Genomic DNA, 25,660 nt, shown 5'->3' with positions numbered 1-25,660 from the left:
TATGCTAGATTGTTAGTCCTCCGTCAACTGCAATCATTTGCCCAGTAATGTATTTGGATCTATTTTCCGCCAAAAAAAGTGATAATTCACTTACATCATCCGGACTTCCTACACACTGCATTGGGATAAGATTGATCATCCTGTCCTCGTCCAAATTACTTGTCATGTCTGATTCTATAAAGCCTGGGCAAACGGAATTGACCCTAACATTATACTTTGCCAACTCTTTCGCTAAAGTTTTTGTTAGCCCGTTAACCCCTGCTTTTGCCGCACCATAATTAGTCTGACCTTCAATACCTTTTATACCTGAAACCGAGGACATGTTAATAATTGAACCATAACCTTGATTGATCATATATTTCGAGACGAATTTACAACAATTGAAAGTACCGTTCAGATTTGTATCGATCACTTCTAACCAAGACTTTTGATTCATAAAAGAAATTGTTTTATCTTTATTAATTCCGGCATTATTAATCAGACAATCTATTCGTTCATGCGTGTTATATATTCGCTCGATAAATTCTTTCACAAGGCTGTATTCTCTGACATCGACCTTTATAGCTTTTGTTTCAGGGTATTTTTCTTCAATCATTTTAGCTCTCTCGACATTTCCGAAATACGTAAAATAAACAATATAATTATTATGATGAAATTTATCAATAAGTGATTGTCCTAAATCTCCGGTACCACCCGTTATAATGGCTATTTTTTTCATAATCTGATCCTCAACTAATTTTTGAATTTATTTTAATGATGCTATCGTTTCCAACTTCATTCGTCTCGATCACTAATGTTTCACCTTCCATGTCCATTGATACCAGCAACTTCAAAAACCCGGATAAAGCATTTGACATCCCGGAGCTTCGAGATATATCCAATATATTTAATTCATCGTCAAATTTTTTGCTTTTTAAATAGTTAAAAATGATTTCATCATTGCAATTATTTGAACCATAAATTAAATTTTTTGTTATTCCGTCATTTAAATCTTTTTCTAAGTTCATAATGATTTTATCTCTATTATCTTCAGTATGTTGGAAACTATTTATATTTTCTATATTTGGATGGTTATTTTCATCTTTTTCTATAATAAACGAAATTGCGCCTGTAACAGCATTTACTTTTTTTTGAAGGTTCCCTTGTTGATAAATGGATCCTGCTTCGTTTCCCTCAACAGCAGTCACAATGGCAATATCAATAACATTATTATTTATGTATGAAACTGCCATTTTCAAAGCGTCTATTCCAGAAAGATTTCCTGAAATTACAGTTGAGTTTAAGCCTGTTATTCCATAAACAATGGAAGCCCATCCGGAAATATTATTTAATACAGAACTAGAGAATTTAACCGGACTCACAAAATCCGGAGAAGCTTCATAGACATCTGTCATAAAATGATAAGCGGCATCCAAAGGGTTTAATGTACTTCCCACAAAAACACCGATTCTTTCTGGAGAATGTTCACTGTATCTGCTTCCCGCATCTGTAATTGCCTCACTTATTGATGCAATTGCTAAATTAGTTGCTTTTGTTAATGAACGGAGTCCTTTATATTTAACATACTGTTTTATATCAAAATTCTCAGGTTCAAGGATACCGTTTATCTCTACGTTATTTCTTATGCTTTCCACGCTTATTGTTTCAGAAAGGACTTTACCTCTTCCAATAATATTCATTTTACTCATCTCCATTTTTAGCAATTGTCTCTGAATTTCTTGAAAATGATGCTGGAATTGGCGCCGCCAAAAGCGTAAGAATTATTCATAGCATAATCAATAGGAAATGACCGTTTATTATTTGGAATACAATCAACATCACAATTTATATCTTTTAGTTCAAAGTTTATTGTTGGAGGTGCAACGTCTTCTTTTACAGCGTTACAACATACAATCGCTTCAAGAAGACTTGCAGCCCCCATAGAATGACCTATCATGGACTTAATTGAACTCATCGGCACTTTTTTATTAAATAATTGGTTAACTGCAAACGACTCCGCTTTATCATTAGCTTGAGTACCTGTACCATGAGCGCTGATGTAATCTACATCATCAGTTGTAATACCAGCCTTTTTTATAGCTTTTTCCATGGCTTGTATTATCCCTGTCGAATTAGGATGCGGCGCAGTGATATGATAGGCATCACATGAAACTCCATACCCTTTAACTTCTGCCAGGATATTAGCCCCTCTTTTTTGGGCGTGTTCTAATTCTTCTAATACTAAACAGCCCGCTCCTTCAGCAACAAGCATTCCATCTCTGTGAGCATCAAATGGTTTACATTCTTTTGCTGCAATAGCCTTTAATCGGTTAAACCCGTAATAAGCAATAGTCGAGAAAGGATCTTCTCCTGCTGTAAAACAGATAGATTGTTCTCCGTTTCTGATCTTTTCATAGCCTTGAATAATTGCATAATTACCTGCAGAACAAGCATTTGCAACAAGCATTGTCTCTCCTTGTAACTCAAATTCTCTGCAGGCATTTGCTAATAACGTATGCAAGAATCCTTGATCTAAAAGATGTTGAGGGCTAGCTTCTTCCAAATGACGATTATAGTCAGTTTTTTCAATGGATATTTCGCCCATAGTGGTTCCAACATATAAATCTGCCATTTTATAAGTTTCAGGCTTCAATTCAGCATTTTTGATTGCATCATACATACTTGCAATTAATAATTGAGAACCTCTTCCAATTGACTTATAATCGTTAACTTTAATCCATTCAGAAGCATTGAAGTTATGAATTTGACCGCCATACTTAGGATCCAATAATTGAAGTCCGTCTTTTTGAATAGGTGAAATGCCGGACTCTCCACTCAAACAAGATCTCCAAAAATCTTTTGAATTAAGGCCTATCGAAGTAATAGCTCCTGTACCGGTTACTACAACTCTTTTCAAATTATTCATCTCCCACAAGTGTAAAGGTCAATTCTCCCGATGCGCATTTAGAATCATCTACTTTCACTTCAGCTTTCACAATTGCAGCCTTACTAATTTTCTTTATTATATTTAATGTAATAATCATTTGATCTCCCGGTACAATTGGCTTTTTAAATTTCACATTTGTGTGGTAAAGGAGAGGAAGAGTTTGTTTTGTTTCTGCTGAATTTTCGTTCTGTGAGAACAAAAGAATAGCTGCTTGAGCAATCGCTTCTGTGATATACACACCCGGAAATATCTTCTTTTCAGGGAAATGCCCTTGGAAGCACGGTTCATTTCCTGATACATTTTTCATAGCTGTTATGTAAGTTTCATTAGCCTCGATCACTCGATCTATCATTACAAAAGGGTATCTCTGCGGTAATTTCTCTAAAACCTCATCATGCGACAATGAATTCATATTATTTTTCCTTTATTCTTTCTTCAATAATTGAAATAATATTATTTACTGTGGTGAAGTTTTGTAACTCTTCTTCCGGTATTTTTATTTGAAACTCCTTTTCGACACAGGCTAAGATTTCTAAAGCCATCATTGAGTCAGCATCTAATTCTTCAACCAGATCTGTATCATCCTTTATTTCTTCTGGTTCCACTTCCAAGATTTCCGCGATCATTCCCACTAGCTTTTCTTTTTTTTCTACACTAATTAATGTTTCCAGACTCATTTAGCTCCATCCCTTTCATTAAATAAATTCCGATATATTTACTACCTTTTCGCTTACTTTCATCACGTCAAGTTTCATAGGACATTGGTATGATTTCTCTCTGTATAATCTGAAATCACCGATTTGTTTAAACCCTATTTTTTCGTACATTTTTTTAGATTTCTCTCTGCTCTGCAAGAGAAGATGAGTAATATTTTCAGAGATAATAATATCTTTCACTGTTTCAAATAGAAGGTTCATTACTTTACCTTTCATTGAAATCGTTTTAGTAAAAGATGTTTCTAACACGACTAATCTCATGACTTCTGCATATTTTTCATTCTCTTGCGGTATCAAATTATGAGTTTGTTCAACCTCTAATAATTCATCATCTTTTTTTACAATTAAAGTCATAAACCCAACTAATAAACTGCCTTCATAACAACCGATTTGGTAAGCATGATCATCAGAATGATCCTTTAATAAACCGTCCTTATAATTTTCAGCAGGCACTGATTTTTCCTGTTCAACAAAGATTTTATATCTCGTTGTATATAGTTCTTTTTTCTCTTCTTCGGTTTCTAAGATCTTTACTTTTAACATTATTACCCCTCCCTTTGTCCCGTCTCAAGATTGAATCCTGATTCTGTAACTCTTTAAAAAGTTTACTCTGTCTACGCCTTAGCTGAAGTGCATCACAGTATTTTTTGAGGTGTATCAAAAACACAACATCAGTGAAAATAGTATATTCTACCTCTATTTAACCAATATTTTCTTCTCTATATAAAAATATCAAAATATTGACTCAGATGAAATCCGTAAATCCCGCCAAAGAACTGGCGCGATGTCGCCAACTTATTATTGTTAATTGCAGGTTTTTAGAGGCGATTATCAATTTAGGCAATTTGAGTAATTAAAAAAATGAGTTATTAAGAAATAACTAACAAAAAAGGGATAGTATATTATACTTTTATCTAGATTAAAAACAATGAAAACGATATAATATTCCATAAGGACCATATTATAGATATATATTATAAACCTTCTTACCAATGATCAGGATCTACATCATTTTAGAAATAACTAAAGCCCAAAGCAGATATCTTATATTCGATCCTTTTCTGTTTTAATTTATAACCAAAGAGAAAAACGTTTTAACACATTATTGTTACAACTACTTTTCCAATGAATGGAGTAAATCAGTTGAAAATCAAAGTATTGCTGTTAGATGATCATATGATGATGGTACAAGGTATTAAACAATTGCTAGAACACGACAGAGTTATTGAAGTAGTTAGCACTTTATCAAATCCTGCAGAGATATATGATGAAATTGACCATCATTGCCCCAATATTCTAATTATTGATATTAGGATGAAATCTTTCAATGGAATCTCCTTGACAAGAAACATTAAGAAAACATTTCCAGAGTTAAAAATTGTAATTTTATCCGGTTATGAGTATGATGAATATATATATGCAGCATACAATGCCGGAGCGGCTGCTTATGTAAAGAAAGAAAATTCAATTAATGAACTAATAACTGCAGTCAAACAATCTTTTGCAGGAAACCATGTATTTCCTCAACATTCTGTAAACCTATCTGTTGATCGCCTTACTCATAAGGAACTGGAGGTACTGAAGTTGATAGCAGAGGATAAAACAAATATGGAAATCAGTTCTGCATTAAAGTTAAGTAAAAGAACTGTAGAACGTCACATTTCTTCTATTATTCAAAAAATGGACGCCAACTCAAGAGTTGGAGCAGTGGTGAACGGAATTAAACAAGGGCTGCTGCATGTATAACTTAAGGATTAAAAAATAGCGACTTTCTTACAAATGAAAGGAGTAAAGATATTTATTATCTTTACTCCTTCTTCTTAGTAACAGTTAACTGCACCCTTAGAATAAAGCACAGCCACACACTCCACATGATTCGTATGCGGAAACATATCCACAGGCTGCACTTCGAGCGTCTGATACCCGCCATCCTCAAGCACCCGCAGGTCTCTTGCAAGCGTGCCTGGATTGCAGGATACGTACACCACCCGCTTCGGTTTCATGTCGATGATTGTCCGCAGGAGGGCTTCGTCGCAGCCTTTTCTTGGCGGGTCGACGACGAGGGTGTCGGCCGTGATGCCTTCTTCATACCATTTCGGAATGACGGTTTCCGCTTCTCCGACTGCGAATTCTGCGTTTGTGATGCCGTTCAGCTCAGCGTTGCGTTTTGCATCCTCGATGGCTTCCGGCACGATTTCGACGCCGTATACTTTCTTCGCCTGCTTCGCCAGAAATAGAGAAATCGTTCCGATGCCGCAGTAGGCGTCGATGACGGTTTCTTCCCCTTGCAGCTCCGCGTACTCAAGCGCTTTGTCGTAGAGCACTTTTGTCTGTTCCGGGTTGACCTGATAGAACGATCTGGCGGAGATGGCGAATTTGACGTCTCCGATGAGGTCGTAGATGTATTCTTCGCCCCAGATGACGTTTGTTTCGTTCCCAAAGATCACGTTTGTTTTATTTGGGTTGATGTTTTGCACGATAGATGTAACGTGCGGGAATTGCGCTGTGATGTCTTCGATGATCTTCGCTTTGTGCGGGAAATCGCTTGTTCTTGTGATGAAGACGATCATCATTTCGCCTGTGACGACGCCGTATCTGACCATGATGTGGCGGAGCCAGCCTTTGTGGCGTTCTTCGTTGTAGGCTTTGACGCCGTATGAGGCGCAAATGTCTTTGACGGCTTGGACGGCTTCGTCGTTTTTGGATTGCTGAATCAGGCAGGCGCTCATGTCGATGATGTCATGGCTTCTTTGCTGATAAAATCCGGCGACGAGTCCGCCTTCCCGTTCTCCTACCGGCACCTGCGCTTTGTTTCTGTAGTTCCAAGGGTCTTCCATGCCGAGTGTCGGGTGCACGGTGACGTTGGACAGGTCCAGCTTGCCGATCCGTTCTAAGACGTCTTTGACTTGTTTCTGTTTAAACAAGAGCTGGCCTTCATAGGTCATGTGCTGAAGCTGGCAGCCTCCGCATTGCTTGTAGATCGGACACGGGGCATCCGTTCTGTGCGGGCTTTCTTCTTTCAGTTCAATCAAGCGGCCGAAAGCGAAGCCTTTTTTGACGCGTGTCACTTTGATTTGCGCTTTTTCCTCAGGCAGGGCGTTCGGCACGAAAATCGGGAAGCCCTGAACCTTTGCGACGCCCGCTCCTTCGTGCGTCAAATCCTCAAATGTCACATCATAGTATTCATTTTTTTCTATCGGGGGTTTCATTTTCATCTATAATCACCTCTAGTTTTACCAATAGCCTTGTTTCAGCGTGCTGGAAAACCTTCAAATTCAATGTCAGCCTTCAAAGGTTTCCGATCACGCTGAAAAGATGACAAAATCCTAAAACGAATACTGTTTTAGGATTTTGTCCGCGTATTAATCATCCAGCTGTTCCGCTTTCTCCTTCGGCATGATGACGTGAATATGCCGGTACAGGTTCACGAATTCGCCCGGCAGCATGCCGCCGTATTCGCCGTCCAGGTTCAGCTGCATCTTTTCTGATACATTGACTTTCACACGGTTCGCTTTTGTGTAAATAATGTGCTGATCGTTAATATGATCGCCTCTGAGCGCCATGCTCGCGACTCTGATAAACTCCGCGAGATTGGCTTTTTTCAAAATAATCAAATCAAACATGCCGTCATTCAGGCTGGAATCAGGGGCCAGCTTCTCGAATCCGCCGACCGAGTTGGTCAGCGTCACTAAAAACAGCATAATTTCGCCTTGAAACAGCTTGCCGTCATATTCAATCTCGACTTCTGTCGGTCGAAGTGAAGGCAGCATTTCCATTCCCTTTAAATAATAAGCAAGCTGGCCGAGCATCGTTTTCAGTTTGCTTGGCACATCATACGTCAGCTCCGTCAGACGGCCTCCGCCGGCGATGTTGATAAAATACTGACCGTTCACCTGTCCGATGTCGATCGGGCGGGCTACGCCGTTAATGACGGTATCAGCGGCATTCAGTATATTCTCTCTCGGAATGCCCAGCGCTCTGGCGAAGTCATTTGTCGTGCCGACCGGAATGATGCCGAGTGTCGGGCGTTTGTCTAACGGTGCAAGGCCGTTGACGACTTCATTAATCGTTCCGTCTCCGCCGGCTGCGATAATCAGGTCAAACTCCCGCAAAGCGGCTTCTTTTGCGGCGTTGGTGGCATCCCCCGCGCATGTGGTGGCATGGGTAGAGGTTTCATAACCGGCTTGTTCAAATTTTTGCAGGACCTGGGCAAGATTTTTCTTAAAAAGCTCCCGTCCTGAAGTCGGATTGTATATTATGCGTGCACGTTTCATTATCTCATCATCCTACTTAAGAGTATCCGATCCATTATTAACACTAACAACCTTTAATTATACTATGACTTGAGAAAATCGCAACAATATGTACAGGAATTGCCAGAAGAAAAAAGGGCCCGGCTCCGTTTAAGGAGCCAAGGCCCGCTGTCTTACTCTTCTTCCGTTCCAGGTTTTTTCTTACGGAATTTCGCTAATACTTCATATACGATCGGCACAATCAGCAGGGTAAGCAGAGTCGAACTGATTAAACCGCCGATAACAGTGACACCGAGTCCTTTAGAAATGACCTGGCTTCCGCCTTCGAAGCCCAATGCCAATGGAAGCAGGGCGCCGATTGTCGCGATCGCCGTCATCAGAATCGGACGCAATCTCGTAGAGCCGGCTTCCAGGAGCGCTTCTCTCGTCGATAAGCCTTCCGCTTCTTTATGGATGACGCGGTCAATTAAGACAATCGCATTTGTGACGACGATTCCGATCAGCATCAGCATACCGATCATGGCATTCAGACTGATCGTCTCTCCGGATACATACAGTCCGGCTAATGCGCCGATGACTGTAAACGGAAGCGAGAACAGAATCGCAAACGGCGCTAATGCTCCGCCGAACGTGATCACAAGAACGAGGTATACGATGGCGATTGCGGCAAGCATTGCTAAGCCGAGTTTCGTAAAGGAATCAGCAATATCCGCTGATACACCGCCGGTATCAATCGATACATTGTCCGGGTGATCCAGTTTGTCAACTTTCTTTTGAACGGCTGATGACACCTTCGTGACGTTGTCAGAAGTGACGGTTGCCGTTACGTCAGCGTACACTTTGCCGTCGCGTTTGGAAATGGTATCGGATGTCGTGCCGTTTTTCACTTTCGCCACATCGCCGATTTTTACTTCTTGGCCTGCAGGCGATGTGATGGTTTTATCCTCTAATTCTTTTACACTCTTATACTGGTCTTTTTCTGTTTTGATGTTCACATCAAGCTCTTTGCCGTCCTTTTTCACCGTTGTCAAAGGAGACTGTGACGTTTGGGACATCAGGGCTTGGGAGATTTGCGAAGCCGTCAGGCCCTGCTTGCTGAGTTTCTCCTGGTCAGCGACGAACGTGTACTCATCATATGTGCTGGAAAGGCCTGAGTTGACGTCTTTCAGATCCTTCTGCTTTTTCATGATGCCTTCGATGTCTTTGACCGTGCCTTTAATATCAGACTCTGAATCTCCGTACACATAGTACGTTAATTCGTTGTTGTTGCCTGACGAGCTGAAATTTTGTGATTTCCATTCGCCGCGGCTGGATGTTTTTTTGATTTCTTTTAAGACATTGTCTTTTTCTTTGTCAAAATCAGGCGTGTCATCCTCGTATTTCACGTAGAACAATGCGCCGTTTGAGCTTCCGCCGAGCGGACTTTGCGAGCCTAATGAATACTGAACGGTATCGACATGTTTGCGTTTAAGCAGCATGTCTTCCGCTTTTTGCGCAGCTTTTTCAGCTTCGCTTTTCGTTTCGCCCGGTTCAGGCGTATATGTGAGCTGCATCGTTTTGTCCGCTTGCGCAGGCAGGTAGCTCGCGCCGATCAGAGGTACGAGGAACAAACTGCCGACAAGCATCAGAACCGCGATGATAGATGTAATCCATTTATGTCTTAATGACCAATGCAGCACTTTTTTATAGAAATTGGCCAATCTGCCCGGCTTATGCTCTTTCGCTTTAACAGGCGCGCCTGTGAGCGATTTTTTGAATAAGCTGTGCGCAAGCATCGGCACCAGTGTGATCGAAATCAACAGCGATGCGGCAAGCGCGAAGACGATTGTTAATGCAAACGGCATAAACAGTTCGCCGATCTGTCCGCCGACCATGGCAAGCGGCAGGAATACGGCAATGGTTACGATCGTTGATGACATGATCGGTTTAAACATTTCTTTCGTCGCTTCACGCACCAATTGCTTCCCGCGTAAAGGTTCATCTTTCAGCCTCATGCGGCGGTAAATGTTTTCGATCACGACTATCGAGTCGTCGACTACCCGTCCGATGGCGACCGTCATCGCACCGAGCGTCATTATGTTCAATGTGACATCAAGCTGATTCAGCACAAGAAGCGCAATCAGCAGTGACAGCGGGATGGAAACGATAGAAATCATCGTTGATTTAATATCTCTTAAGAATAAGAGAATGATCACGACCGCAAAAATCGCGCCGAAAATCGCTTTGCTTAACATCGTATCCACCGACTCTGTAATCGGCTCTGCCATATCAAGAGTCGAGCTGTACTTGAACCCTTTATGGTCTTTTTTGTATTGATTCAGTTCATCTTTAATCGCATCGGCCACTTCTACCGTGTTGGCGTCATTGGCTTTTACGATATTAATTCCGATGCTGTCCTTTCCGTTCGTGCGGGAAATGGATTCAGCTTTTTTCACATCTTTAATGTCGGCAATGTCAGAAAGCTTGACTGTCGGCACCCCTGCTGACGCGCTTTGCTGTGCCTGCTGCATAGCCTGAGCGTCCGCCGCAGATGCCGCACCGGCTCCGCCCGCTTGACCTTGAGCGGCAGAAGAAGATGTGACCGGAATTCTCATATCTTTCAGATCTTTAATTGACGTAATATCTCCGTTAACGACAACTGATTTTTCTTTGTTGCCGAATGTGTACAATCCAAGCGGCGTATTGACGTCAGAGCCTTGGATCACTTTCTTGACGGTATCTTCATCAAGTCCGTACTCTTTCATTTTTTTGTCTTTGAAAGAGAATTCCACCTGCTCTTCCTGCTGTCCGGAAACTTGCACAGACGCAACGCCCTGAATGCCTTCAAGCTTAGGAACGAGAGTGTTTTCCACATTTTTGGTCAGGTCTTCAAGCGAGCTTTTACCGCTTGTCACACTGAGCGTCAAAATCGGGAAAGAGTTGAGGCTGTAACGGGAAATGTCAGGTTTTTTCGCGTCGTCAGGAAGGCTGACACTGTCCAGCGCTTCAGCGACTTCGGTTTTCGCCTTGTCCATATCCTTGTTGTAATCATATTCAATCATAACCGATGAGACGTTTTCAGAGGATGTGGACGTTACGACGCTCACTCCTTCTAAATTCTGGACCGCCTGCTCGATCGGTTTTGTCACGTCATCCGCAACTTGACTCGGAGCAGCTCCGGGATAAGTCGTATTTACTGAAAGGTAAGGCATGTTGACGTCCGGTATGGATTCCTGCTTCATATTCATACCGGCATACAGCCCTGCTACAGTAACGATAATCGTCATCAGCCAAACTGCGAATTTGTTCTTCAGTACAAAGTTAATAATGTGGTTCATCATGTCCTCCGTTAATTTTTATTGACTGACTGGTCATTCTATATAATACTAAACGGTATAACTCAACATCGTCAACTAATAAGGCAGTAAATTTTTCTAAATTTTTCAGGATTAAGGGGAAGCACGTCATGAACGAAAAAAAAGAGAAAATCATAAAAACAGGCATCCATTTATTTGCCAAAAAAGGGTTTTCTTCAACAACCATTCAGGAAATCGCCGGCGAATGCGGAATTTCAAAAGGGGCCTTCTATCTTCATTTTAAATCAAAAGAAGACCTTTTGCTGTCAGCATGTGAGTATTACATCGGCATGTCTATGGAAGAAATAAAGAAAATCAAAACAGAACATCAGCATAAACCGCCTAAGGACGTATTTCGAAAACAAATCGCATATCAATTCCAGGAATTTATGGAACACAAGGACTTTATCATTCTCTTGCTGAGCGAAAAGGTCATTCCTGAAAATCAAAAGGTCAAACAGTATTTTCATGAGGCCAATATTCAATTTAACATGCTGTATCGGGATGCGTTGCTCTCCGTTTACGGAGATGCCGTCACACCGTTTTTAGCGGATGCGTCCGTTATGGCGCAAGGAATTGTGAGCTCCTATATTCATTTCTTGATTTTTAATGAACATACGGCATTCCGGACGGAAAACGTGGCGGCCTTTCTGATTGCCAGAATCGATGATCTGATTACGGGACTGATAAGAGACAATCCCGATCCGCTGCTGCCTGAGGATATCTTCACTCAGCCCGCGGCGGACAGAGAAAGACTGCTTGCGGATATTCAAAAGATAAAAGCACAGCAGGGGCTGCCTGAGGACGTCCTCGTATCGCTTGAAGTCATTGAAGAGGAATGCGCAAAGGTAGAGCCGCGAAAACCGATTATTAAAGGAATGCTGTCCAACTTGGCAGGCAGCGGAAATGAGCAGATTGAAACGCTGCGGGCTTCCATTGAAACCTATTTCATCTTATAAAAAAAAGAGACCGGCGCTTACCGGTCTCCGTGTCAGCAGCGCCCTTAAAGGCGGCTGCTTTTTTTTATCGTTTTTTGATTTCTTCAAGTAAGATTTTGTTGACCATCGGCGGGTTGGCCTGTCCTTTTGAGGCTTTCATAATCTGCCCGACAAGGAAGCCGATCGCGCGGTCTTTTCCGTTTTTGAAGTCTTCAATTGACTGCGGGTTGCTGTCAAGCGCATCTGTTACCAGCTTCAGAAGCACGCTTTCGTCAGAAATCTGCACGAGGCCTTTTTCTTTGACGATTTTTTCTGCGTCGCCGCCTTTTTCAATTAATTCTTTAAAGACTTTCTTCGCGATTTTGGACGAGATGGTTCCTTTTTCAATCAGCTTAATCATGCCGGCAAGGCCTTCAGGAGTCAGTGCGACATCCTCAAGCTCTTTTTGTTCGGCGTTCAGGTAAGCTGAGACTTCACCCATCAGCCAGTTTGATGCCTGCTTGGCTTCTGCGCCTTTATTGACCGTTTCTTCGAAGAAATCAGCCATTTCTTTCGTCAGCGTCAGAACCATTGCGTCATAAGCAGGCAGACCGAGCTCTTCGATATAACGCTTGCGGCGCTCGTCCGGAAGCTCAGGAATGGTTGCTCTTACGCGTTCTTTCCATTCGTCATCAATGTAGAGCTCGACAAGGTCAGGCTCAGGGAAATAACGATAGTCGTCAGAACCTTCTTTGACACGCATCAAAATGGTTTTTTTCGTCGCTTCATCGTAACGGCGCGTCTCCTGCTGAATGACTCCGCCTGACAGAAGCACCTGCTCCTGGCGTTTTTCTTCATGCTCAAGTCCTTTTTGCACGAACGCGAAGGAGTTCAGGTTTTTCAGCTCCGTTTTTGTGCCGAATTTCTCCTGGCCGATCGGACGGAGGGAAATGTTGGCGTCACAGCGCAGTGAACCTTCTTCCATTTTACAGTCGGAAACGCCTGTGTATTGGATAATTGATTTCAGCTTTTCGAGATATGCGTAAGCTTCCTCCGGTGTGCGGATATCCGGCTCAGATACAATCTCGACAAGCGGCGTGCCCTGGCGGTTGAAGTCAACGAGGGAATAGCCGTCGCCCGTATGCGTCAGTTTTCCCGCATCTTCTTCAAGGTGAAGACGGGTAATGCCGATTTTTTTCGTTTTTCCGCCGACTTCGATTTCGATCCAGCCGTTTTCGCCGATCGGCTTGTCAAATTGAGAAATTTGATATGCCTTCGGGTTGTCGGGATAGAAATAGTTTTTCCGGTCAAACTTCGTATCCGTTGCGATTTCGCAGTTCAAAGCCATTGCGGCTTTCATCGCGAATTCGACCGCTTCTTTGTTCAAAACGGGCAGCACGCCGGGATAGCCAAGGTCGATGACGCTCGTTTGGGTATTCGCTTCCGCGCCGAATGGCGTCGGTGAGCTTGAGAAAATTTTAGATTTTGTTTTTAATTCCACATGGACTTCAAGTCCGATTACCGTTTCAAAGTTCACTTCATTTCACCCCTTACAGTTCAGGTTTCGCTTTATGATGATCTGTTGCCTGCTCAAAAGCATGAGCGACGCGGTATACAGTGCCTTCATCGAAGTGTTTTCCGATGATTTGCAGTCCGAGCGGCAGTCCGTCCGCAAATCCGCACGGCACGCTGATTCCCGGCACACCCGCGAGGTTGACAGGGATCGTTAAAATATCGTTGGCGTACATTGTGAGCGGATCGCTGGTTTTTTCGCCGATTTTGAATGCCGGTGTCGGCGTTGTCGGTCCGACGATGACATCGTATTTCTCAAATACGTCTTCAAAATCTTTCTTAATAAGCGTGCGCACTTTTTGCGCTTTTTTGTAATACGCGTCATAGTAGCCGGAGCTGAGCGCGAAGGTGCCGAGCATGATGCGGCGCTTCACTTCATTGCCGAAGCCTTCTGAGCGTGTCTGTTTATAAAGGTCGATCAGGTTGTCCGCATTGTCTGAGCGGTAGCCGTAGCGGATGCCGTCAAAGCGCGCAAGGTTTGCAGACGCTTCGGAAGAAGACAGCAGATAATACGTCGCAAGCGCGTATTTGCTGTGCGGCAGAGATACTTCTTCCCATGTCGCTCCGAGGTCTTCAAGCACTTTTAAAGCGGCTAAAACCGATTCTTTCGCTTCTTTGCCGACGCCTTCTCCGAGATATTCTTTCGGTACGGCGATTTTTAAGCCTTTAATATCGCCAGTTAATGAAGAAAGAAAGTCCGGCACTTCGACATTGGCGCTCGTAGAGTCCATTTTGTCCGGGCCTGAAATCGCCTGAAGCAGGAATGCGTTATCTTCTACGTTTCTTGTGATCGGTCCGATCTGGTCTAATGAAGACGCAAAAGCGACCAAACCGTAACGTGACACGCGTCCGTATGTAGGCTTTAATCCGACGACGCCGCAGAAAGAAGCCGGCTGGCGGATGGAGCCGCCCGTATCAGATCCGAGTGAAAACGGCACTTCGCCCGCGGCAACCGCAGCTGCGGAACCGCCGCTTGATCCGCCGGGAACCGTATCGAGATTCCATGGGTTTTTCGTCGCTTTGTACGCGGAGTTTTCAGTAGAAGAACCCATCGCGAACTCGTCCATATTCAGCTTTCCGATCGTTACGGCTTCAGCGGCTTGAAGGCGCTCCACAACCGTCGCATCGTAAATCGGATCGAAGTTTTCGAGGATTTTGCTTGAGCATGTTGTGCGAAGCCCTTTGGTCACGATGTTGTCTTTGACGCCGATCGGCATTCCGAAGAGAAGACCGTGTTCAGACCGTCCGTCAACCGCTTCGTCAAGTTCTTTCGCGTAAGCGCGGGCTCTTTCTTCATCAAGCTGTAAAAACGCCTGCACCTTATCATCCACGGATGCGATCCGTTTGTAAGATTCATCAACAAGATCGGAAATCTTGATTTCTTTTTTATGTATCATTTGTTTCAGTTCTGTGATTTTGTGATCAAATAATGACATACTGTCTCCCTCCTTTAATCCAGAATAGATGGCACACGGACATAGCCGTCTTTATGATCGGGAGCATTTTTCATGACATCCTCGACCGGAAGGCCTTTACCCGCTTCATCTTCTCTCATTACGTTTTTCATTTTCAGCACGTGTGTTGTCGGTTCCACGTTATCCGTGTCCACTTCATTAAGCTCCTCGGCAAACGAGATGATGCTGTCAAGCTGTTCTGTGAACATTTCAGCTTCTTCATCCGTAATGGCGAGTCTCGCCAAATGAGCGACATGCTTTACTTCTTCTATAGAAATTCGTGACATAAGATCCACCTCCGCATAATTCTCCGTTTCGTCATATAATACTGATCATATCAAAAACGAGCCCTCTAAAGCAACAAAACGCCGCCTTCTGAGGCATGATGAAACCCTCTCTATTTTATCCTAAATCGGGGAGAAAGAGAAACGAATTATATGTCAGAAAATTTTTACTTTTATAATTTATTGGTAGCGTTTTCATCTCTAAGCTGTTCTATGTTGGCGGGGATTTTTTCCTTGAGCGGGCCAGGTTTCGAGAGTTGATTGATCGGGGATACTTTGTTAGGTTTAGTAACCATAGCCAGCACTAAATCATGCGATCCGCATGGAATGACGACTAAAGGCTGGATCGCCGGCGCATATTCCGGCACTACTAATCTACAGAGGTGATGCAACATTTACATGAAAGAAGAGAGGGTCCAAAAACGTGAGTATTGAACTAATTATATCTCTTGGCATTTACTTTGCTGCCATGCTGTTAATCGGCTGGTACGCATTCAGGAAGACAACGAATATTAATGATTACATGCTGGGCGGAAGAGGACTCGGCCCGTTCGTAACGGCGCTGTCCGCAGGTGCGGCCGATATGAGCGCATGGATGCTGATGGGAGTTCCCGGCGCAATGTTCGCAACGGGGTTATCGACCTTATGGCTGGCGCTCGGTTTGACGATCGGCGCGTATTCAAATTATCTGCTGCTTGCTCCGAGGCTGCGCGCTTACACGGAAGTTGCGGATGATGCGATTACGATTCCCGATTTTTTCGATAAACGGTTCCGCCACTCGTCATCATTGCTGAAAATTGTTTCCGCCGTGATTATTATGATCTTTTTCACACTGTACACATCGTCCGGGATGGTATCCGGAGGCAGGTTATTTGAATCGGCATTCGGCGCCGACTACAAATTCGGTTTGTTTTTAACGGCCAGTGTTGTTGTGCTTTACACGCTGTTTGGCGGTTTCCTCGCTGTCAGTCTGACTGACTTTGTACAGGGAGCGATCATGTTTGCGGCATTAGTGCTTGTGCCGATCGTTGCTTTTACCCAGCTCGGGAGCGTTTCAACGACGATTGATTCGATCAACGCCGTTAACCCGAAACTATTGGATATCTTTAAAGGCGCGAGCGTCATTAGCATTATTTCTTATTTGGCATGGGGACTCGGCTATTACGGCCAGCCTCATATCATCGTACGATTTATGGCGATTAAAGAAGTGAAAGATTTAAAACCCGCCCGCAGAATCGGGATGAGCTGGATGGTTATTTCAGTTGTCGGTTCATTGCTTACCGGGATTATCGGGGTTGCGTATTCTCATCACTTCGGAGTCTCCGTAAAAGATCCGGAAACGATTTTCATTATTTTTTCTAAAATCTTGTTCCATCCGCTGATTACGGGCTTCTTGCTGTCCGCGATTTTAGCGGCGATCATGAGTTCCATTTCCTCACAGCTTCTCGTAACGGCAAGCGCCATTACGGAAGATTTATACCGCGCCTTTTTCAGACGGGAAGCGAGCGATAAAGAATTGGTCATGACCGGACGCCTGTCGGTATTGATCGTGGCCGTTATCGCCATTTTGCTTTCCATGAATCCGAACAGCACCATTCTTGATCTGGTCGGATATGCGTGGGCAGGTTTCGGTTCGGCTATCGGCCCGGCGCTCTTGCTCAGTCTGTACTGGAAACGGATGAATGAATGGGGAGCGCTTGCGGCGATGATTACCGGGGCCGCGGCCGTTTTAATCTGGATCACGACAGGGCTTGCCGCTTCAACCGGCGTATACGAAATCATTCCGGGGTTCTTCCTCAGTCTGATTGCCGGTATTGCCGTCAGCCTGCTGACAAAAAAACCGGCCGATGCTTCTTATCAGCTGTTCAGCCGGATGGAAGCTCTTTTGAAAAACAAGAAATAGACAAAAAGCCGTCAGATTTTATCCCTGACGGCTTTTTTCTTCCGCACTTGTCCTGCTATAAATACTGTGAGAAAATCATATCAATTTATTATAAGAAAAATTGCGGAGGTGCTGTGCAAATTGAGCTGGCCTATCGAACCAGACATTTTATTAAAGCTGGGCATTGCCACGCTGATCGGCATGATCATCGGTCTTGAACGCGAGCTGAAAAACAAACCGCTCGGACTGAAAACCTGTATCGTCATCGCCGTCAGCTCCTGTATGCTGACGATCGTCAGCATTAATGCGGCATATCATTTCCCAAAATATTACCGAATCATGATGGATCCGCTCCGCCTTCCCGCCCAAATCATTTCCGGCGTCGGTTTTATCGGCGCGGGCGTGATCCTGCGTAAAAGCAATGACGTCATATCCGGCCTGACGACATCGGCCATCATCTGGGGCGCAGCCGGGCTCGGTCTGGCTACAGGCGCCGGCTTTTATAAAGAGGCGTTCGCAAGCCTCTTGTTTATCCTGATCAGCGTCGAATTTCTTCCGTGGCTGATCAGAAAAATCGGTCCCAACCGCTTGAAGGAAAAAGATATCCGCGTGAGAATGTCTCTTTCCGATAAAGACAAAATGACCGAGATTTTAAAGGAAATGAAAAGCAAACAGCTCCGCATTCACTCCGTCCGGATTGATGATCTGGGCGAAAAAGAATTTCCGATTATGGAAGTGAAAGTCAGTGTTCATAAAAACCGCTACACTACTGACGTCTATTATGATATTAAAGAAATTCAAGGTGTCGTCGGAGTGAAGTGTGATACGTTATAAAAAACGCCGGGCTGGATTCAGCCGGCGTTTTTCTATTTATACGAATGCAGAAAAGTTATACTCCGTAATCGGGGTTTCATTTTCGATATCGCGCCTGAAGGTTTTCAGCATCTCAAGTTCCTCGTCCCCGAGTGAATTGAGGTCAAACGCCTGATGCAATAATCCGTAGATCAGCATATGGCGCAGCCGGAGGAAATCCGGGATGTGTTCAAACCATGCGGGGTCAAGGTCATTTTCTTCCCTATAGCCTTTCATAAAGTGAGTCATGAATTCACCCGTAAACGCGGCCTTGTCTTCATACGGGATGACCGGATACCACAACATGTTGTACAGCAGAATACTGATATCATTCACAAACCAATTGTAGCCGATATCATCAAAATCAAATGCAGTGATTTTTCCGTTGTCCCAATTGAAATTGCCGTGGTGCAGATCGGCGTGCACAAGGCCATAGTTTTCAGGGTTCTTCGGCAAACGGCGCAGTTTTTCCATTAGAGCATCCGCCCGCTCAAATACGAGATGCTGATCTGCGGGCACGTATTTTCTCAGCTTCAGCTGCTCCTCTTCATCCCATTCCTGCCTTTTATATGTCGGATCGCTCAGACGGTAGCTTTTCGTCAGCCGGTGCATGTTCCCCGTGTACTTTCCAAGCTCGTAAAACAGAGTTCCGTTCCAGTCTGATTCCTCCACTTTGCGTCCGGGCGCTTTTTCATAGACTCTTACTAAAAACGCTCCGCCTTTTCCATCCGGCACTTCTTCGACATCTTTGCCATTTAATGAAGGAATCGGCTTTGCTGCTGAAAGCCCTCCCTTTGCCAGATGATGAAGCCATTCCATTTCTCCGAGAATATATTCCGGTGTTCTTCTGATCGTATGCGTAATTTTTAAAATATAAGGTTCGTTATCTTTCACAATTTCATATACGTAGTTCTCGGCGTCCGCAATAAATTGAAACTTGGTAAAGCCGTATATTTCACCTGCTTCAGCGAGCACCTTATCTTCCTCAAAAATCGCTTTAATATCTTTATGCATGCTGATTCACCCTTTTCATAACGTTTGTAGGCGGTGTGTGTACTCAGCAAATGTCATTCATCAACATTCCTGCCCTTCTTCTTTCACAGCAGATTAGTAACATCCGCTTAGAATGAAATGTGTTTTCCTGTTAATTCCTGATTATACAAATATCTTAACATACCTCATTTCCTCGCTCCAACGATATCACAATAAAAAAAACCCTTGCTCATACAGAAATGAACAAGGGCATCTTGGTTAATCGTAAATATGGACGGTCGGTTCTTTGTCACCCGCATTGCGGACGATCAGCGCTTCCTGCCCGTCAGACGAGGTAATGTTAATTTCGACATCAACTGAGCCTTTTGAATAATAATCCATCAGCTCACCTGTTAAGTATTGGGTGAAGGCGATGACTTCGCTTTTCCCGTAAAATTGCATCGGGATTTCAATCTTCATTTTTCTCATTTCATCGTTTTCGTACATTGCCGTTCCGACGACTCCGGTGTAATTCGGGAAGTAGCTGTCGATGGCGTTTTTGAAGCGTTTAAATACTTCAGAATCATCAGGGTATTTCTTTGCCGTGTCTGTATCCGCCGGATAGAAGACGTACTTTTCTTTGACATCATCCCAGTTTGAAATGGTGGATGAGCCGGCTTTGACTTCTGTTTTTGCAATGTAATTCCCCGGTACGATTGATGTTTTCGGCGCTTGTTTATAAAGGGCGACGGTAATCGGCACATTTTTCAGGTTATCCATTTTCCGAAGGCGGTTAACGACTTCCTGGGCGATTTCTTCACCGTGGCTGCGGATCGTTTTGTCACTTAGCTCCACTTCCTGCTGCGGATCACCTGTGTTTTCACGGTAATAGTATACAGAGTTGAGAGCGAGACCGATCATGATACCGCCAAGCTGGATGGAATTTTTATCTTTTCTTACTAAGTAATCCTGCTCAAGCATGGACGCTAAGTAAATCGGGCTGTTTTCATTTTTCTCTTTTGCCGATCCCGAGCTTGGCAGCACGGGATTTAAGCCGAGATTCTGAAAATTGGAATCTGCCTTTTTCGCCTTTTTCAGATCACTGCCTTCTTTTTTGCGGTCAAGCCAGCTGAGTACCGTGTCCTCATCTAAATACTGGCCTTCCTGATACAAATAGTCATCCGTCGGGAACGTGTCTTGAGCGAGCCGCATCAGACCCGTCTCGAATTCATCGATGTCCAGCCTCGTGTTCAGCCGGTCCGCGGTCAGGCCGCGCGCTTTTCCGGCCTTAAACGGAAGCACCATTTTATAGTAGGAATCAGAGATATTATATTTCGGTATGATCGCTTTTTCAGAAGACTTTGCCGTTTTCTGCGTGATCTCTTCCTCTTTGTTCCCCCCGAAACTCGGCGAACAGGCCGACAGCATGAGTACTGCCGCCGTTGCCGTCGCCGCCAATGCCAACATCTTTTTCAATAGAAAACACTCCTCTTATTTCTTTAGCTCTCCCAATAGCTGTGCTTCATTCCATACTTCAATGTTTAATTCCTGCGCTTTTGTCAGCTTGCTTCCGGCCGCTTCTCCGGCAATCAGCAAATCTGTTTTTTTGCTGACAGATCCCGTCAGCTTTCCGCCGAGCGCTTCAATCTGCGCCTTGGCTTCATTTCTGGACAGCTCTTCAAGCTTTCCGGTCAACACGATGGTTTTGCCGGCAAAATAAGAGTCGCTGTCCTCCGCTTTTACTTTTTTCGGGCCTTTGTAGAGTGTGTTCACACCGAGTTCCTCAAGTTCATTCAATAGCTCAAGCATTTCTTCTTTGCGGAAATAGGTGATAACGGCATCAGCCATCTTTTCGCCGATTTCATCCACCGCAAGCAGCTCTTCTTCCGTGGCTTGTTTCAGATTTTCCAGGCTTTCAAAATGCATGGCGAGTGTTTTGGCCGCTTTTGAGCCGATAAAACGGATGCCGAGACCGAACAGCAGGCGTTCCAGCGAATTCTCTTTCGACTTTTGGATGGAGCTGATCAGATTGTCAGTTGATTTTTCCCCCATCCGCTCAAGCCGGATGACCTGCTCTTTCGTCAGCTTATACAAATCAGCGACATTACGGACGAGATGTTCACGGAAAAGCTGTGTGATGACACGTTCTCCGAGTCCGTCAATATTCATCGCGTTGCGTGAGACAAAGTGAATCAGGCCTTCTCTGATCTGCGCCGGACATTCCGGATTGATGCAGCGCAGCGCGACTTCTCCTTCAATGCGGACAAGTTCGCTTTCGCACTCAGGGCATCTGGTCGGCATATTGAATTCTTTTTCTTCCCCGGTCCGCTGTTCGATTAAGACATTGACGACCTCAGGGATGATGTCGCCCGCTTTTTTGACGACCACTTTATCGAGAATGCGGATATCCTTCTCTTTAATTAAATCTTCGTTATGAAGGGATGCTCTTGAGACCGTCGTTCCCGCGACTTTTACCGGTTCCAGAACGGCGGTCGGCGTAATGACGCCCGTTCTTCCGACATTCAGTTCGATATCGAGAAGTTTTGTCACGACCTCTTCTGCCGGGAATTTATAAGCAATCGCCCAGCGCGGGCTTTTTGCCGTATATCCGAGCTCTTCCTGCTGGTCGAGCGAATCGACTTTGATGACGATTCCGTCAATTTCATACGGGAGATCGGCCCGCTTCGCCTGCAGCTCTTCGATCATTTCAATGACTTCATCTATCGTGGCGCATTTTTTCCGTTCCTGGTTTGTTTTAAAACCGAGCTCATCCAGAAAATCCAGGCCCTGACTCTGTGTTTCCACACCCATTTCGTCAAGCTCCGCTATACTGTAGACGAAGATGTCAAGATTTCGTTTCGCTGCAATTTTCGGATCGAGCTGTCTGAGTGAGCCCGCAGCCGCATTCCGGGGATTGGCGAACGGCTCCTCTTCATGTTTCAGCCGTTCTTCATTGAGCGCTTCAAATGACTGTTTCGGCATGTACGCCTCTCCGCGCACTTCTATGGAAAGATTCCGTTTCATTTTCAGCGGAATGTTGCGGATCGTTTTTAAGTTTTCCGTGATATCTTCGCCCGTCGTTCCGTCTCCTCTTGTCGCGCCTCTGACGAAATAGCCGTCTTCATAACGGAGAGAAACAGCAAGACCGTCTATTTTCAGCTCCACATTATAAGCGACGCCGTCACCGACAGCCTGACGGACGCGGCGGTCAAAATCGCGGAGGTCATCATCGTTAAATGCGTTGCCGAGACTGAGCATCGGCGTGCCATGCTGCACCTTTTGAAACGATTCAAGCACCGCTCCCCCGACCCGCTGTGTGGGCGAATCGGGCGTTCTGAGCTCCGGGTGCTCTTCCTCTATGGCAATCAGCTCCTGCATCAGTCTGTCGTACTCGGAATCCGGCACGCTCGGTTCATCTAAGGTGTAATATTCATAACTGTACTGATCGATGGTGCGGCGCAATTCTTCTGCCCGGTGTTTCGCTGTTTCTTTGTCCATCATGTTCTTCCTTTCCTCTTCAGGTTACTGCTTTTCAATCGGCGCAAAAGCGGCAAGCAGACGCTTCACGCCGACTGGGCTCGGGAATGCGATATCAAGCTCGGTGCTTTCGCCTTCTCCTTTTACGCTGACAACCGTTCCGGTGCCCCATTTTTTATGGCCCGCTTTATCGCCGACCGCCCAGCTGAGCGAGTCGCCGCCTGTTTTGTTCGCATAGGAAACGGGACGGGATACGGGCCCGCGTTTTGGCTGCACTTTTCTTCCCGGCTGCATGCGAGGTGTTTTCTTCTCATTTAGGTTCTCCAATAAATCGCCAGGTATTTCCCTGATAAAGCGGGATTCCGGATTCATATTGGTGCGGCCGAATAAGGTTCGCATTTTGGCATTCGTTAAATACAGTTCTTCTTCCGCCCTCGTAATGCCTACATATGCGAGCCTGCGTTCTTCTTCCATCTCGGCTTCTTCCATCAGGGAGCGGCTGTGCGGGAACACGCCTTCTTCCATGCCCATTAAGAACACGACAGGAAATTCAAGCCCCTTAGCGGCGTGCAGTGTCATTAAAGTGACGGCATCCTTTCCGCCTGATTCCTCTTCCTTCTGGTCAAGCTGGTCAATATCCGCAATCAGCGCCAAATCAGTCAGAAACGCGACGAGAGACTTGTCTTCGCTTTTTTGTTCGAAGTTTTTCGTCACGGAAAGAAACTCGTCGATATTTTCAAGACGGCTTTGGGCTTCGATTGATTTTTCGGCCTTCAGCATTTCTCTGTATTCCGTTTTCTCGAGAATTTCTTCCGTGAGTTCCGTAATGGACAGGTAATCCTGCATGTTCGTCAGATTTTCAATCATCGCGCCAAAGCCGTCAAGTGCGTTTGCCGCTTTCGCGCTGACGCCGATGAAATCAACCTGTTTGACCGCCTGGAACATTGACATTCCGTTCATCGCCGCATATGAAGCGATTTTTTCTAGTGAAGTTGCGCCGACGCCCCGCTTCGGCACATTGACGATCCGCGTAAAACTGATGTCGTCGTCCGGGTTTGACACAAGGCGCAGGTATGCGAGAATGTCTTTAATTTCTTTCCTGTCGTAGAACTTGGTTCCGCCGACGATATTGTAGTTCAGTCCGGATTTTAAAAGGGTTTCCTCAATGACGCGCGACTGGGCGTTTGTCCGGTATAAAATCGCGATATCGGAAAGCTTCCGCCGGCCCGAGCTGTGCAGCTCATAAATTTTGCCCGCGACGAATTGGCCTTCGCCGAATTCATTGTCGCCGCTGTAATAAGAAAGCTTGATGCCTTCGTCATTTTCCGTCCACAGGTTTTTCGGCTTGCGGTTTGAGTTGTTTTTGATCACTTCGTTAGCCGCTTGCAGAATACGCTTTGTTGAGCGGTAATTTTGCTCGAGCAAAATCACGTTTGCGCTCGGATAATCTTTTTCAAAGGAAAGGATATTCGCGATATCCGCCCCGCGCCATCTGTAAATGGACTGGTCGGAGTCACCGACGACGCAGATATTTTCAAGACGGGCCGCAAGCTGCTTCACAAGCAGGTATTGCGCCCTGTTCGTATCCTGATACTCGTCTACGTGAATGTACTGGAATTTGCGCTGATAAAACTCAAGCACTTCCGGCACACGCTCGAAAAGCTTAATCGTCGTCATGATTAAATCATCAAAATCGAGCGATTGGTTTTTCAGCAGTTTTTTCTGATAATCGGTATACACGTCACTCGTGACCTGATCGTAGTAGCCGCCGGCCGTTTTTGCGAATTCCTCAGGTTCGATCAGCTCGTTTTTTGCGCTGCTGATGGAGCCTAAAATACTTCTCGGATCAAACTTTTTCGGATCGATATTCCGCTCTTTCAGAATCCCTTTAATAACGGAAAGCTGATCAGCCGTATCAAGAATGGAGAAATTTCGGTTGATGCCGATTCTGTCAATATCCCTGCGCAGAATCCGCACACACATGCTGTGGAAGGTGGAAATCCAGATTTCATCCGCGCCGGGTCCGAGAATGCTCTCCACCCGCTCCTTCATTTCTCTGGCGGCTTTATTTGTAAATGTAATCGCCAGAATGTTCCATGGCGCCACGTGTTTTTCCGCCATTAAGTATGCGATTCTGTGCGTCAGCACACGTGTTTTTCCGCTTCCCGCGCCCGCCATCAGAAGCAGCGGACCGTCCGTCGTCTTGACCGCTTCCTGCTGAACGGGATTTAATCCGCTTAATAATTGATTGCTAATGTAATTCATATCCGTTCACCGCCTATCAAACATAAGTTCTATCATAAATCAATTTCGTCCGCTTGACTACTTTGTCTTTACAGCCGCCACCGTTTTAAGCGCCTGATCAAAATCTTCATATACGGCATTTCCGACAACGATGACATCGGCATGACGGCCGAACCGTTCCGCCGTTTCCGCGTCTTTAATGCCGCCTCCGTAAAACAGGACGGACTTGTCCAGCACAGCCTTCGTTTTCTCCACCGTTTCTATGTCCGCCAGCATCCCGCTGTATTCCAGATAAAAAATCGGGAGATGAAGCAAATGTTCCGCAACCCGCGCATAGGCGAGAATATCTTCTGTTTCTATATGTGTATCCGCCTCCGTCAAAGCGGCCGCCTTACAATCAGGGTTGACGATGCAGTAGCCCTCCGTCACGATTTCCTCCATTGACATGAGCTCTCCGTATTCTTTCATCGCCTGATGATGCATGCCGACAATCCAGTCCGCCTTTTTGCTGTTGAGCACACTCGGAATGAAATAAAGATCAAACCCGGGCACAATGGAATCAATCGTCGACACCTCAAGTACGCACGGCACTAAAAACCGCCGCACCTTTGACATCAGTCTCAGCACATTGTCCTCGGTGATATTGTCGCTTCCTCCGATCACAATGGCGTCAGTCCCTGATTCACAAAGCCGTTCCAGCTGTTCATCCGGTAAATCTTTATTCGGATCGAGTTTAAAAACATGCTTCCACTCGTTAACATCGTACATGCGTTTTC

Annotated in this window: 21 protein-coding genes; 4 read left to right on the top strand and 17 right to left on the bottom strand. The window is 45.0% G+C overall.

The features are described 5' to 3' along the window. Positions 1-4: 4 nt before the first annotated feature. Genes NQS30_RS18195 through NQS30_RS18170 form a run of 6 tightly spaced genes read right to left on the bottom strand, consistent with a single transcriptional unit; the run spans position 5 to position 4,185 of the window. The gene (locus NQS30_RS18195) at positions 5-718 is read right to left on the bottom strand and encodes an SDR family oxidoreductase (protein ID WP_015239335.1); all 714 of its coding nucleotides are present in this window, start codon (positions 716-718) and stop codon (positions 5-7) included. Positions 719-728: 10 nt separating this feature from the next. Next, positions 729-1,679, bottom strand: coding sequence for a beta-ketoacyl synthase N-terminal-like domain-containing protein (locus tag NQS30_RS18190; protein ID WP_015239334.1), 951 nt, complete (start codon positions 1,677-1,679; stop codon positions 729-731). 17 nt (positions 1,680-1,696) lie between these two features. After that, positions 1,697-2,896, bottom strand: a complete 1,200-nt coding sequence (locus NQS30_RS18185; RefSeq protein ID WP_015239333.1) for a beta-ketoacyl-[acyl-carrier-protein] synthase family protein — start codon at positions 2,894-2,896, stop codon at positions 1,697-1,699. Between the two features lies 1 nt (position 2,897). Further along, positions 2,898-3,338: a 3-hydroxyacyl-ACP dehydratase FabZ gene (gene fabZ / locus NQS30_RS18180; protein ID WP_015239332.1), complete on the bottom strand. Its 441-nt coding sequence runs from the start codon at positions 3,336-3,338 to the stop codon at positions 2,898-2,900. A 1-nt stretch (position 3,339) separates the two neighbouring features. Continuing rightward, a complete protein-coding gene (locus NQS30_RS18175) occupies positions 3,340-3,603 on the bottom strand; it encodes an acyl carrier protein (protein WP_015239331.1) in 264 nt (87 codons plus the stop codon). Positions 3,604-3,621: 18 nt separating this feature from the next. After that, positions 3,622-4,185, bottom strand: a complete 564-nt coding sequence (locus NQS30_RS18170) for an N-acyl amino acid synthase FeeM domain-containing protein (protein ID WP_015239330.1) — start codon at positions 4,183-4,185, stop codon at positions 3,622-3,624. Positions 4,186-4,785: 600 nt separating this feature from the next. On the opposite strand from NQS30_RS18170, the gene NQS30_RS18165 reads away from it, so the two are divergent. Then, a complete protein-coding gene (locus tag NQS30_RS18165; RefSeq protein ID WP_015239329.1) occupies positions 4,786-5,388 on the top strand; it encodes a response regulator transcription factor in 603 nt (200 codons plus the stop codon). 74 nt (positions 5,389-5,462) lie between these two features. Here the strand turns inward: NQS30_RS18165 and rlmD are convergent, their stop codons facing one another. The 3 genes from rlmD to NQS30_RS18150 form a co-directional block, all read right to left on the bottom strand. Further along, a complete protein-coding gene (gene rlmD / locus NQS30_RS18160) occupies positions 5,463-6,857 on the bottom strand; it encodes a 23S rRNA (uracil(1939)-C(5))-methyltransferase RlmD (protein ID WP_085341798.1) in 1,395 nt (464 codons plus the stop codon). A gap of 147 nt (positions 6,858-7,004) precedes the next feature. Beyond that, positions 7,005-7,916 (bottom strand): diacylglycerol kinase, encoded by a 912-nt coding sequence (locus tag NQS30_RS18155; protein ID WP_015239327.1) that lies wholly within the window; start codon positions 7,914-7,916, stop codon positions 7,005-7,007. 152 nt (positions 7,917-8,068) lie between these two features. Beyond that, on the bottom strand, positions 8,069-11,212 hold the full coding sequence (locus tag NQS30_RS18150; protein WP_015239326.1) for an efflux RND transporter permease subunit: 3,144 nt from the start codon (positions 11,210-11,212) through the stop codon (positions 8,069-8,071). A 128-nt stretch (positions 11,213-11,340) separates the two neighbouring features. Here NQS30_RS18150 and NQS30_RS18145 point away from each other — a divergent pair, with 128 nt between their 5' ends. Continuing rightward, positions 11,341-12,189, top strand: a complete 849-nt coding sequence (locus NQS30_RS18145; RefSeq protein ID WP_052827151.1) for a TetR/AcrR family transcriptional regulator — start codon at positions 11,341-11,343, stop codon at positions 12,187-12,189. A 64-nt stretch (positions 12,190-12,253) separates the two neighbouring features. On the opposite strand, the gene gatB is transcribed toward NQS30_RS18145, so the two are convergent. The 3 genes from gatB to gatC are packed head-to-tail and all read right to left on the bottom strand — an operon-like array spanning position 12,254 to position 15,460. Beyond that, positions 12,254-13,684, bottom strand: a complete 1,431-nt coding sequence (gatB, locus tag NQS30_RS18140) for an Asp-tRNA(Asn)/Glu-tRNA(Gln) amidotransferase subunit GatB (protein ID WP_003155730.1) — start codon at positions 13,682-13,684, stop codon at positions 12,254-12,256. Between the two features lie 13 nt (positions 13,685-13,697). Further along, positions 13,698-15,155 carry an Asp-tRNA(Asn)/Glu-tRNA(Gln) amidotransferase subunit GatA gene (gene gatA / locus NQS30_RS18135; protein WP_007609878.1) on the bottom strand — a complete coding sequence of 486 codons (1,458 nt, stop codon included), beginning with the start codon at positions 15,153-15,155 and terminating at the stop codon, positions 13,698-13,700. 14 nt (positions 15,156-15,169) lie between these two features. Next, a complete protein-coding gene (gene gatC, locus NQS30_RS18130; RefSeq protein ID WP_003155732.1) occupies positions 15,170-15,460 on the bottom strand; it encodes an Asp-tRNA(Asn)/Glu-tRNA(Gln) amidotransferase subunit GatC in 291 nt (96 codons plus the stop codon). 421 nt (positions 15,461-15,881) lie between these two features. Between gatC and putP the strand changes: the two genes are divergently transcribed. Both putP and NQS30_RS18120 read left to right on the top strand, forming a co-directional pair. Then, positions 15,882-17,360, top strand: coding sequence for a sodium/proline symporter PutP (putP, locus tag NQS30_RS18125; protein ID WP_015239324.1), 1,479 nt, complete (start codon positions 15,882-15,884; stop codon positions 17,358-17,360). A 120-nt stretch (positions 17,361-17,480) separates the two neighbouring features. After that, positions 17,481-18,173 (top strand): MgtC/SapB family protein, encoded by a 693-nt coding sequence (locus NQS30_RS18120; protein WP_003155735.1) that lies wholly within the window; start codon positions 17,481-17,483, stop codon positions 18,171-18,173. A 36-nt stretch (positions 18,174-18,209) separates the two neighbouring features. Here NQS30_RS18120 and NQS30_RS18115 read toward each other — a convergent pair whose 3' ends face one another. The 5 genes from NQS30_RS18115 to pcrB all read right to left on the bottom strand — a co-directional run bounded on the left by NQS30_RS18115 (position 18,210) and on the right by pcrB (position 25,652). After that, complete coding sequence (locus tag NQS30_RS18115; protein ID WP_082999067.1) at positions 18,210-19,205, bottom strand: phosphotransferase enzyme family protein; 996 nt, start codon at positions 19,203-19,205, stop codon at positions 18,210-18,212. A 237-nt stretch (positions 19,206-19,442) separates the two neighbouring features. Next, positions 19,443-20,639, bottom strand: coding sequence for a CamS family sex pheromone protein (locus tag NQS30_RS18110; protein WP_007408912.1), 1,197 nt, complete (start codon positions 20,637-20,639; stop codon positions 19,443-19,445). A gap of 15 nt (positions 20,640-20,654) precedes the next feature. Further along, complete coding sequence (ligA, locus tag NQS30_RS18105; RefSeq protein WP_025284377.1) at positions 20,655-22,661, bottom strand: NAD-dependent DNA ligase LigA; 2,007 nt, start codon at positions 22,659-22,661, stop codon at positions 20,655-20,657. Between the two features lie 24 nt (positions 22,662-22,685). Next, complete coding sequence (pcrA, locus tag NQS30_RS18100) at positions 22,686-24,905, bottom strand: DNA helicase PcrA (RefSeq protein ID WP_032872525.1); 2,220 nt, start codon at positions 24,903-24,905, stop codon at positions 22,686-22,688. A 57-nt stretch (positions 24,906-24,962) separates the two neighbouring features. Then, on the bottom strand, positions 24,963-25,652 hold the full coding sequence (pcrB, locus tag NQS30_RS18095) for a heptaprenylglyceryl phosphate synthase (RefSeq protein ID WP_003155740.1): 690 nt from the start codon (positions 25,650-25,652) through the stop codon (positions 24,963-24,965). Between the last annotated feature and the right edge of the window lie 8 nt (positions 25,653-25,660).

Source organism: Bacillus sp. B1(2022) (genome assembly GCF_040259625.1).
Classification (GTDB): Bacteria; Bacillota; Bacilli; order Bacillales; family Bacillaceae; genus Bacillus; species Bacillus velezensis.
The sequence above is the reverse complement of the archived record's forward strand: the minus strand, read 5'-3'. Positions and strand labels throughout refer to the sequence as shown.

Excerpts from the sequence above, each read along its gene's own strand:
- NQS30_RS18170 (WP_015239330.1), bottom strand. The coding sequence starts at position 4,185 with ATGTTAAAAGTAAAGATCTTAGAAACCGAAGAAGAGAAAAAAGAACTA.
- NQS30_RS18190 (WP_015239334.1), bottom strand. The coding sequence starts at position 1,679 with ATGAATATTATTGGAAGAGGTAAAGTCCTTTCTGAAACAATAAGCGTG.
- NQS30_RS18145 (WP_052827151.1), top strand. The coding sequence starts at position 11,341 with ATGAACGAAAAAAAAGAGAAAATCATAAAAACAGGCATCCATTTATTT.
- pcrB (WP_003155740.1), bottom strand. The coding sequence starts at position 25,652 with ATGTACGATGTTAACGAGTGGAAGCATGTTTTTAAACTCGATCCGAAT.
- NQS30_RS18175 (WP_015239331.1), bottom strand. The coding sequence starts at position 3,603 with ATGAGTCTGGAAACATTAATTAGTGTAGAAAAAAAAGAAAAGCTAGTG.
- fabZ (WP_015239332.1), bottom strand. The coding sequence starts at position 3,338 with ATGAATTCATTGTCGCATGATGAGGTTTTAGAGAAATTACCGCAGAGA.
- NQS30_RS18115 (WP_082999067.1), bottom strand. The coding sequence starts at position 19,205 with ATGCATAAAGATATTAAAGCGATTTTTGAGGAAGATAAGGTGCTCGCT.
- NQS30_RS18195 (WP_015239335.1), bottom strand. The coding sequence starts at position 718 with ATGAAAAAAATAGCCATTATAACGGGTGGTACCGGAGATTTAGGACAA.
- pcrA (WP_032872525.1), bottom strand. The coding sequence starts at position 24,905 with ATGAATTACATTAGCAATCAATTATTAAGCGGATTAAATCCCGTTCAG.
- NQS30_RS18155 (WP_015239327.1), bottom strand. The coding sequence starts at position 7,916 with ATGAAACGTGCACGCATAATATACAATCCGACTTCAGGACGGGAGCTT.
- gatC (WP_003155732.1), bottom strand. The coding sequence starts at position 15,460 with ATGTCACGAATTTCTATAGAAGAAGTAAAGCATGTCGCTCATTTGGCG.
- ligA (WP_025284377.1), bottom strand. The coding sequence starts at position 22,661 with ATGGACAAAGAAACAGCGAAACACCGGGCAGAAGAATTGCGCCGCACC.
- rlmD (WP_085341798.1), bottom strand. The coding sequence starts at position 6,857 with ATGAAAATGAAACCCCCGATAGAAAAAAATGAATACTATGATGTGACA.
- NQS30_RS18150 (WP_015239326.1), bottom strand. The coding sequence starts at position 11,212 with ATGAACCACATTATTAACTTTGTACTGAAGAACAAATTCGCAGTTTGG.
- gatA (WP_007609878.1), bottom strand. The coding sequence starts at position 15,155 with ATGTCATTATTTGATCACAAAATCACAGAACTGAAACAAATGATACAT.